1 pseudogene is annotated in these 2014 nt (G+C 63.8%); it reads left to right on the top strand.

The features are described from left to right. Nucleotides 1-783: pseudogene (locus ACMO6A_RS15040) on the top strand (peptidase); the annotation flags it as partial. Between the last annotated feature and the right edge of the window lie 1231 nt (nucleotides 784-2014).

Here is a 2014-nt window from a genome sequence, read left to right as displayed (position 1 = left end):
CACCTCACGCCGCTCGAGGCGACGGACAAGCTGGTCGTCGCCTCGTGGAACGGCCGCGATTACAGCGGGCTGAGCGAGAGGAACCTGGACGGAACCTTCGCCATCGCACTCGCCCCCACCGAGGCCGCCGTGTACTACCAGTGGCACAGCTTCGAGGACGGCTGGGCCTACGAGGACGCCGGCGTCGATTGGAGCATCGACGGGCAGACGAGCGGAAACGCCGCCGGCCACGACGTGACCGCGCTGCGCATCGAGACGTCCATCGGCGGCTTGAACGTTTCCTACGCGGTCGACAACGGAAGCGGGTGGAGCCCGGCGGTTGAGAACGGCGACATCGCGGGCGAGATGGAGCAGCCCGTGCAGGCGCTGCGCGTCAGCCTGTCGGGCGACGAGGCTGCGCGCTACACCGTCTACTACCGCCTGTACGTGAAAGGCGTCGGCTGGATGGCTTGGGCGCATGACGGCACCGCCAACGGCACGTCGGGATACGGCTACCCCGTCAAGGCGTTCCAGGTGGCGATACTTCCTGCGGGAGCGACGCCCACGACCGGCGAGGCCAGCGCGACCGAGTACGCGTACCTGGTGAAAGACGGCCAAAGCCAGCCGGGGCTCATCGGCGAGAAGCCTTCCGCCGGGCATGAGGAACGCGAGGCTGCGCCCCCTGCGAAGGCGCTCGCCTCTACCGGCGACAGCCCGGCTTTCGCCATCGCCCTGGGCGCAGCCCTCGCAAGCGGCGCGCTGGTTCTTGCATCGCGCGCCCGTCATCGCAGGTCGCTGTCCTGATCGGAGCTCCTGCCGCTCGCGCGAGACACCGCGCCCGCAGAGGGAGCATCGCCTCTGCGGGCGCGGCAGGGCTTCCGGGCGCAAGCGGCGCGACGAGCGTCACAGGTCGCCGTCTTCGGGCACGACGATGCAGTCGGTAGTCGTTCGGCCGTTCTTCATGGAGACGGTCACGGGCTTGCCCGGCACCGTGTTCGAGGCCGCCGCCAAACGCTCCATGCTCGTACCGCCTTTGCATCAGAGGAGCCACCCCACCTGCACGGCGCTGGGAAGCCGATGTAGAAGATGGTTCCATGTTACCACATGATTACACCGTTTCGGACGCGCCGAGCCAAGGCCGCGCGCAAGGCGAAAGCGTGGGAAAGAGACGAAGGAACGGGGAGATCTCCCTCCCGCCATCCTCGCCCGGCTCCGGAATGCGCGTTTTTCACCTGTCTGTTGCGTCCCGATCGTTGCGCAACGATCCTCTTGGCGGAGCACGGTCGTTTTTGTATAATAAGGGCGAGCCGCAGGGAGGTGGTGCTCCCCACGGCTCTCGGATCGCTTCGGCGGTTTGGGTTTACTTGTGGCGCTCCTTTCCCCTACGGGTTAGGAGCGCGCTCCTTATCACCAGAAACAGCTCGATGACGCGGGTAGCGAACTCCAAGAGCAAAATCGCCAACGAAGCAATCCCCAAAACGGTCATGGTCTTCACCTCCATCCTTCTAGAATAATGAGAGGGCGAGGCACCAAGCCGCCGGATCGAATCCGTGCTTCTCAGTATAGCGACGCGGTCTCACGTTTCGTTTGCGCAGATCCAACGCGCGTTGCCGCCAAATCAAGCGCGTTTCCCACGTCGTTCCAACGCGGATTCCACGCGCCTTGCCGCCGTTTCCAACGTCGTTTCCACGCGTGTCACATCCCAATCCAGCGCCGATCAAACGCCGAAGCAGCGGACAACATGCGGTCGAAGGGCTAGCGCGAGCGAAGGGTCGCCGCCGACGCCCGATGAGGCGAAATTTCGTTTCCGAGGGTAAAACTGAGCCGGTTTGGCAATTTCGAGAGCGCGATTTCAGCCCGGTTGGCACCTATCTTGGGCTGAAATGTCAGGCGTGCTTTCAAAATGCCTGATCAGCGCGATGTGCTATTTAATGATTATATCGATCATAATTGCCAAACTGACTTGTTTTTACCGCTCCGCGGGACAATTTGCATCACCAGCGCGCCTGCCCCCTTCGCGCGCCCCCACCGCCAC

The sequence above is a fragment of the Eggerthella sp. genome, assembly GCF_048329335.1.
GTDB classification, from domain to species: Bacteria; Actinomycetota; Coriobacteriia; order Coriobacteriales; family Eggerthellaceae; genus Eggerthella; species Eggerthella lenta.
This window is presented reverse-complemented; position numbering and strand designations above follow the sequence as displayed.